Here is an 8,087-nt window from a genome sequence, read left to right on the forward strand (position 1 = left end):
GCCCTGGATAAACTGGTTCAGGCGAACCTTCGTTTCGTGGTATCTGTTGCAAAGCAATATCAGCACCAGGGGCTTTCCCTGAGTGATCTGATCAACGAAGGAAATCTTGGTCTGATCAAAGCAGCACAGCGTTTTGATGAAACCAAAGGTTTTAAATTCATTTCTTATGCTGTTTGGTGGATCCGTCAATCAATCCTGCAGGCATTGGCTGAACAGGGTCGTCTGGTACGTTTGCCCCAGAATAAAATCGGTACTTACAATAAAGCCAACAAAGCATACATGGCTTTCGAACAGGAGCATGAGCGGGAGCCTTCGACTGAAGAGCTGGCAGAAATCCTGGAAATGAGCGAAACTGAGATCAATAATATTTTCCAGAGTAATACCCGTCATACCTCCCTGGATGCCCCCGTACACGAAGCAGAAGACGTTGCAATGGGCGATTTGCTGGAAGGTAGTGATGATACAGATGAGGATGTTATGCAGGATTCACTCCGTAACGAAATTCGTCGTGTATTGAAATCCTTGAGTCCCCGTGAAGCGGAAATCGTAAACGCTTATTTCGGACTGGATGGCGAAAATGGAGTAACCATTGAGCAAATTGGTCAGAAATACGATCTTACCAAGGAAAGAATTCGTCAAATTAAAGAAAGAGCGATCAAGCGTCTTCAAAAAGCCCGCTACAGTAATGCTTTGAAAGCATATCTGGGTTAATCTTTGAAGATCGCTTCCTGATGATAGTACGGCCATCTCCCTCCATGAGATGGCCTTTTTTTAACCTTTTCGCAGCTGTTTTGTTATATTGGTGCTTATGCGGATTCTATTAACCTGCCTTATTCTTGTAACAGGTCTGCTAGCCTGTGAAAAATCAGTTCAGTTTGACCTGGATAAACAGGCCCCTAAACTGGTGGTGGAGGGTACCATCGAAAGCGGTTCAGCCCCTTTATTCTTCCTGTCGCGTAGCCTTGATTTTTTCAGTGAAATCAATCCCGAAATATTAACAGGGTCTTTTGTTCGGGATGCTATTATACGGGTTTCCAATGGAAGTAAAACCCATCAGCTAAAAGAGTACGGCATACCCACCCCTGCCGGAACAATTTATTATTATTCTACCGACTCTTCCAATCTGTCCACCGCTTTTACCGGGGTGGAAGGCATGACCTATATGGTACAAATTGAAGCAGCGGGTAAAACCTATACGGCCAGTACCACCATACCACTGCATCGAAAAACGGTTGACTCTCTCTGGTGGCGCCCCTCTATCAATAATCCGGACACGAATAAAGTGGTATTGATGGCGCGGGTAACGGATCCGCCAGGGTTTGGTAACTATATCCGTTTCTTTAATTCTACCAATGGAGGTCCGTTTAACCCGGGTTTGAACTCCGTATTTGATGACCAGATAGTGGATGGAAGCACGTATGATATAGAGGTTGAAAAAGGTATTGATCGGAATGCTGAAATAGATTTTGAAACCTATTCGTTTTTTGACAAAGGCGATACGGTTATCCTAAAATTCACCAATATAGATAAGGCCTGTTTTGATTTCTGGAGAACCATGGAATACAATTACAGCTCTATTGGCAGCCCGTTTTCTAATCCAACAAGAGTGCTAACAAATATCAATGGCGGCGCGCTGGGCTATTTTGGCGGCTACTCCGTACAGTATGATACACTCGTTATCCCCAAGTGATTTCACTCACACTGTCTTAACAAATTTGAACGTAAATTTGCAGTCGCTAAATTTATAACTGAACCGTATGGATAAGCAATCTAACGAACACGTACATACCCTTATTATTGGCTCTGGTCCGGCTGGTTATACAGCCGCTATATATGCGTCCCGCGCAGCATTGAACCCGGTTTTATACCAGGGAATTCAGCCAGGCGGGCAACTAACCATTACCACAGAAGTGGAAAATTATCCCGGCTACGCAGCAGGTATCCAGGGACCGGAAATGATGGAGGACTTTGAAAAACAAGCCAGGCGTATGGGGGCAGATATCCGGTATGGATTAGCCACCAGTGTAGACTTTTCGAAGCGCCCGTTTTCTGTAATCATAGATGAGGAAAAGACCATCACAGCCGATTCCGTTATTATTGCAACAGGGGCTTCAGCTAAATGGCTTGGACTGGAGAGTGAACAAAAACTAAACGGTTTTGGCGTTAGCGCCTGCGCGGTTTGTGACGGATTCTTTTTTAAAGGGAAAGACGTTGCCATCGTAGGTGCCGGTGATACCGCCTGTGAAGAAGCATTGTACCTGTCTAAATTAACTACACGGGTGCACATGATTGTCAGGAAGGGAGAAGATGGAATGAAGGCCTCGAAAGTGATGCAGGACCGCGTAAAAGCTACTCCTAATATCACTATTCACTGGAATACGGAAACAGATGAAATTCTGGGAGATAAAAAAGTGGAAGGGGTTCGGATAAAAAATATACTGACCGGGGAGAAAACCGACATTCCGTTGAGTGGGTTTTTTGTAGCCATCGGGCACCAGCCCAACTCGGCTATTTTTAAAGACTGGCTGGATATGGACGAAGCGGGGTATATAAAAACTGTTCCGGGTACTTCCCGCACAAGTGTGGAAGGTGTTTTTGCAGCGGGAGATGTGCAGGATAAAATCTACCGGCAGGCTGTTACAGCAGCAGGCAGCGGCTGCATGGCAGCGCTGGACGCGGAACGTTTTCTTTCCGCAGCCGGACATGTTTAAAAAAATAATATAGAACTGTCTTTCATAAGTAATAATTTGGCGGCCAGTAAAGCCGCCAAATTTAGTATGTTAACCGTCCACCTGCACCAATTGATCTTCCATGGGTTTCATGGATTGTTTGAGGGAGAAGAGCAAACAGGCAATGATTTTGAAGTTAACCTGGATGTTCAGTATATTGTCAAAAAAGACCGGTACGATAGTTTAAAACACCTGATCAGTTACGAGGATCTGTTTAAAATAGTCCAAAAAAGAATGGCCATACCAACCCCCTTACTGGAAGAAATTGCAGACTCTATCATTCATAAAATTCATCACCAATTCGGTAATATTGTACGGGTTACCGTTAGTATTCACAAATTAAACGCCCCCATTCAGCAGTTTAATGGTAAAGTGGGCATCAGTTTGACGCGTAGCTTTGATTAGTTCATGAAACAATTATTCCTACTTCTTAGCTTTTGTTGTTGCCTGTTTGCCACTGCCTTTTGCCAGGAGGCGGCAGCACTATTAAAAAAAGCCGAAGATTTGGAAGCAGCGCTGCAGGATGAAGCCGCCTATCTACAGTACCTTCGCGTGCTTGAGCAACAGCCTTCCAACCATACCGCTTTGTACAAAGCAAGTTTACTGGCCGATCGATTGGGAAACCGGCTAACCACCGATAAACACAAAAGAGAAACCTATTATAAAAAAGCCTACCAGCTCGCCAACCGGGCTTTGCAACTTTATCCAAATTCGGGAGATGCACATTTTGCCATGTCTGTATCCCTGGGCAGGGTAGCGCTGATGAGTTCCGGGAAAGAATTAGTGGAATCGGTAAAAAAAATCAAATACCACGCAGACAGGGCCATCGAAATTAATCCGGCTGATTTCAGGCCCTATCATGTGTTAGGCCGGTGGTATTACGAAATTGCCGATCTAGGTAGTTTTAAAAGGGGCGCTGTAAAGCTATTTTATGGTGCCTTCCCCGAGGCCAGTTTCCAGTTGGCCGCCAAGTCCTACGAAAAGAGTATGATCCTCAATCCCGCCTTTATTTTGAATTACCTGGAACTTGCCCGTGCCTGTAATCAACTGGGGCAACGTACCAAAGCCATCAGTTTGTTAAAAAAGATGCAAACGATGCCCGCCAAGATGGAAGACGATGAGCGGATTAAAGCAGAAGGAAAAAAACTGCTCCATAAACTGGGGGGCTGATTATAGGGAATACCGTATTATTGCAGCACTTGTTATGGCATATACAACCAATTATAGTGTAGCCCTGAAGGATTTGTCTGATTTGTCGGAAAAATTCCTGGTAATCCAGGTAACCGGGGAAGCGATCCGGTTGCTGGGACTTGATCAGGAACGGCAGCCCTTGCTACTGGAAGTGGTGCAATTTGAACAGCAGGAAGAGGATTCAGCAACTTCACTGAAAGATTGGATTGCTGATAAAAAAGATTGGATCCGTGAATGGGGGAAAGCACATTTTATTTACCAGTCCAGACATGCTTCCCTTATACCAGCGGCACTTTATGGAAATGACAACGCCAAGGAATGGCTCGATTGCCAGTTTGGAGATCTTTTTAAAGGAACCATGTTAACGGATATTCATCCCGATGGGGCGCATTATACCGTTTACAGAATGCCTGCATCGGTTTATGCGGCCCTGGCCGAACTTCATCCCAATGCTACCCATACCCACCAGTTAACCACCTGGATGCAAGCCCTCCATAAAGAACAGCCTACGGAAGAACCTGTTTTACACCTGTTAATCGATCACCAGTTGATATTAATAGCGCTTTATAACCAGGGCTGGAAATTTTTTCAACAAATGGACTACCAGACCCCGGATGATGTTAGCTACCTGGTGCTGTCTGTTTTGCAACAGGAAGGCCTGCCGCCGGAAACAACCCGGGTGGAATGGTCGGGCTGGATGGATACATCCAGTGCACTTTACCTTGATCTGTATAAATACCTGGGCAACCTGGTAGCAGTTGCGCTGCCGGACACAATAAGGCTGAACGACCGGCAGTTGCAGGGAATGCGTGCCCATTTTTTTACCCCTCTTATTCAGGCTGGATTATGCGTATCATAAGCGGAAAATTTGGTGGCCGGAAAATACAACCACCTGCTAATATGCCTTATACCAGGCCTACAACAGATATTGCCAAAGAAGGCCTGTTTAATATTCTTCAGAACAATATTGATTTTGAGGGAGCTTCCACGCTGGATCTGTTTGGGGGTACCGGTAGCATCAGTTATGAACTGGCTTCCCGCGGTGCCCGGCAACAGGTTATCATTGAAAAAGATCCGGCTATGTTTGCCTTTATCTCTAAAACCGTAAAGGAATTGGGCTTGCAGGAAACTATCCGGGTAGTGCGAATGGATGTATTCAAATACCTCGACAGCTGCACCGATCAGTACGATTTTATTTTTGCCGGTCCGCCCTATGCACTTACCACTATTGATGAACTGCCGAAAAAAGTGGTGGAAAAGGAATTGCTGAAACCCGGTGCTATGTTTGTATTGGAACATACTCCCCGAAATAATTACCAGGGTTATACCTGGTTTGTACAGGAACGGAATTATGGAACAACGGTATTTTCTTTTTTTATTAATCGTTGAATGATGACAAAAGCGGATTTCAGAAGCGAATTCCTGAAACGCCGGCTGGCCTTGTCCGAAAAAGAAAGAAGCCGGTTCGATGATCTTATTCTTATTCATTTTCAGCAGTGGCAATGGCCCGAAGGCATCGAGAACGTATTATCCTATTGGCCATTGCAGGAAAAGGCAGAACCCAGCACCTTCCTGCTAACCGACTTTATGGAGTTTAGGATTCCCTGGCTAAACCTGGCATTCCCCGTAATTCATGCGGGGCAACCACTGATGGACGCTTTGCTGGTAAATGAACAAACCAACTATCGAAAAAATAAATATGGCATTGCGGAACCAACCGAAGGGCAGGTAATGGACCCGGCAGCCGTTGACCTGGTATTGGTGCCCTTACTGGCAATTGATAAACAAGGCTACCGCCTTGGTTATGGAAAAGGTTATTATGACCGGTACCTGGCCAGTTTACGGCCCGATTGTTATAAATTAGGGATCAGTTATTTTGAACCGGTGGAGGCCTTACCCGGATTGGACCAATATGATCTGCCCTTAAATGGATGTATAACCCCGGACGAGTTCTATGAATTTTAATTTTCCCTTGCTAAAGCCATTAAGGATCTTATTATTTCCATTTTCATTCCTTTATTGGTGTGCCATTTTTATCAGGAATAAATTGTACGACTGGAAGCTGCTGAAAGCGGCCCGTTTTAATATTCCGATCATCTGTGTGGGAAATATTGCTGCAGGTGGTACCGGAAAATCGCCCATGGTAGAATGGCTGCTAAGGGAGTTTGGACGGGAATTTAAAATGGCTACCCTTAGCCGTGGTTATAAACGAAAAACAAGGGGCTACGCATTGGCCAATACCGAAACCACGGCACTTGAAATAGGCGATGAACCCATGCAGTTTCATCTGAAATTTCCGCATGTTTCAGTTGCCGTTGGAGAGGAAAGAGTAGTAGCTGTTCCCTTGCTGTTACAGGACCGGCCAGAGACAGAATTGATCGTGCTGGATGACGCTTTTCAGCACAGGGCTATTGAGGCTGGTCTGAATATTGTATTAACAGATTACAGTAATTTATACACCCGCGATTGGTACCTGCCCACCGGCGATCTCCGGGATGAGAAAAGGAGCTGTTCCAGGGCAAACCTGCTGGTGGTAACGAAATGCCCTGCCGGTCTTAGCGAAGCGGAGGCTAAAAAAATAGAGGATGAACTGAGCCCATCCGGCTCACAGGAATTGTTTTTTGCCAGCATAGCCTACGGAACTCCTTACCAGTTGGTGACCCGGCAGGAGATTGAACTGGAACCGGATATGGAAGTGCTGCTGGTAACCGGCATAGCCAACCCGAAGCCTTTAAAACGCCTGCTTTCAGAAAAAGTGGCGAGTTATGAACAAATGGTGTTTAGTGATCACCATATTTTCACCATTGATGATATAAAAGAAATCGAACGACGGTTTAATCAGCTTGGTGGCACCAAAAAAATACTATTGACAACCGAAAAAGATGCGGTTCGATTAATGAAATTCCAACAGGATTTAGTCTCCTGGTCGCTGTATGTGGTTCCTATTGAAATGGTCTTTTTGTTCAATAAGACCGACCGCTTTAAATCGATTATCGGTAAATTTAGCAGACAGTTTTCTGGTTCTGCAACACACTAACAGTGAAAAGATGAGTAAAAAGAAACAAAGTAAAAAAAAGCAAAAACCAGCAGGCACTGCCAGTGCGCTACCTGTTGGCAGGATGGATATTACCCGCAGTGGAATGGGATTTGTAATAGTAGACGGGATGGAGCAGGATATACTGGTGCGCCCCAATGATTTTAATACCGCCATGCACGGGGATAAAGTACGGGTAGAAATTATGCGGGCTTCCGGAAGAGGCGGCGGCCGCTTGCAGGGAATTGTTACCGAAGTAGTAGAACGAAAGCAGGAGCTTTTTATGGGTACCCTGGAGTTGAGTAAAACCTTCGCTTTCTTTATACCGGATAGCGATAAACCCCTGCCGGATTTTTATATTCCGCTCGAAAAACTGAATGGTGCAGTAAATGGGTCCAGGGCAGTGGTAAGGATTATAGAATGGTCCAATACCAAAAAGCCAGTGGGCGAGGTAGTGGAATTGCTGGAAGAGCAGGGATCCAATGAGCTGGCCATGAAAGAAATCATATTAGAAAATGGTTTCCCCCTTAGTTTTCCCGAAGAAGTACTGGAAGAAACAGCCCGTATTCCTGATACAATCAGCACAAAAGAAATTGAACGGCGGAAGGATATGCGGGATATACGAACCTTCACCATCGACCCTATTGATGCAAAAGATTTTGATGATGCAATTTCTATCCGAACGGTAAAGGGAGGTTATGAAATCGGTGTGCACATCGCCGATGTAAGTTATTATGTAGAACCCGATACCGAATTAGATAAGGAAGCTTATAAGCGGGCTACCTCGGTTTATCTGCCAGACCGGGTTAATCCTATGCTGCCTGAACGGATTTCTAATGAATTATGCTCTTTACGACCTCATGAAGATAAGCTTACCTTCTCGGCTGTATTTCTTATAAATACAAGAGGAGATGTAAAAGATGCCTGGCTGGGAAGAACCGTAATTCACTCAGATCACCGGTTTACCTATGAAGAGGTGCAGGAGATCATTGAATCGGAAGATGGGCTCTATCAACAGGAAATACTAGTACTTAATAAGTTTGCCCAACGTTATCGGAAGCAACGCTTTAAGAAAGGGGCCATAAATTTTTCTTCCCAGGAGGTCCGTTTTAAACTGGACGAAAATCGCAAAC

General features: G+C 45.0%; 10 protein-coding genes. All 10 read left to right on the top strand.

Translation table 11 applies throughout. From position 1 onward, the window contains the following. On the top strand, nt 1–711 hold a 711-nt coding region (locus A1D16_RS17650), incomplete at its 5' end, for an RNA polymerase sigma factor RpoD/SigA (RefSeq protein WP_290711940.1). Between the two features lie 97 nt (nt 712–808). Then, the gene (locus tag A1D16_RS17655) at nt 809–1,690 is read left to right on the top strand and encodes a DUF4249 domain-containing protein (RefSeq protein WP_290711942.1); all 882 of its coding nucleotides are present in this window, start codon (nt 809–811) and stop codon (nt 1,688–1,690) included. Between the two features lie 67 nt (nt 1,691–1,757). Continuing rightward, complete coding sequence (gene trxB / locus A1D16_RS17660; protein ID WP_290711944.1) at nt 1,758–2,711, top strand: thioredoxin-disulfide reductase; 954 nt, start codon at nt 1,758–1,760, stop codon at nt 2,709–2,711. A gap of 66 nt (nt 2,712–2,777) precedes the next feature. After that, nucleotides 2,778–3,134: a dihydroneopterin aldolase gene (locus A1D16_RS17665; RefSeq protein ID WP_290711946.1), complete on the top strand. Its 357-nt coding sequence runs from the start codon at nt 2,778–2,780 to the stop codon at nt 3,132–3,134. A 3-nt stretch (nt 3,135–3,137) separates the two neighbouring features. After that, nucleotides 3,138–3,899, top strand: coding sequence for a hypothetical protein (locus tag A1D16_RS17670; protein ID WP_290711948.1), 762 nt, complete (start codon nt 3,138–3,140; stop codon nt 3,897–3,899). After that, nucleotides 3,847–4,779: a DUF3822 family protein gene (locus tag A1D16_RS17675; protein ID WP_290711950.1), complete on the top strand. Its 933-nt coding sequence runs from the start codon at nt 3,847–3,849 to the stop codon at nt 4,777–4,779. Before A1D16_RS17670 ends, A1D16_RS17675 begins: the two co-directional genes overlap by 53 nt. Beyond that, the gene (locus tag A1D16_RS17680; protein ID WP_290711952.1) at nt 4,767–5,309 is read left to right on the top strand and encodes an RsmD family RNA methyltransferase; all 543 of its coding nucleotides are present in this window, start codon (nt 4,767–4,769) and stop codon (nt 5,307–5,309) included. Before A1D16_RS17675 ends, A1D16_RS17680 begins: the two co-directional genes overlap by 13 nt. Next, nucleotides 5,310–5,885 (top strand): 5-formyltetrahydrofolate cyclo-ligase, encoded by a 576-nt coding sequence (locus A1D16_RS17685; protein WP_290711954.1) that lies wholly within the window; start codon nt 5,310–5,312, stop codon nt 5,883–5,885. After that, nucleotides 5,875–6,957 (top strand): tetraacyldisaccharide 4'-kinase, encoded by a 1,083-nt coding sequence (lpxK, locus tag A1D16_RS17690; protein WP_290711956.1) that lies wholly within the window; start codon nt 5,875–5,877, stop codon nt 6,955–6,957. The genes A1D16_RS17685 and lpxK overlap by 11 nt, the downstream gene beginning before the upstream one ends. Before the next feature lie 10 nt (nt 6,958–6,967). Beyond that, on the top strand, nt 6,968–8,087 hold a 1,120-nt coding region (locus tag A1D16_RS17695; RefSeq protein ID WP_290711958.1), incomplete at its 3' end, for an RNB domain-containing ribonuclease.

Origin of the sequence: Flavihumibacter sp. CACIAM 22H1 (assembly GCF_001601815.1) — a bacterium.
In the GTDB taxonomy this organism is placed as follows: domain Bacteria; phylum Bacteroidota; class Bacteroidia; order Chitinophagales; family Chitinophagaceae; genus Flavihumibacter.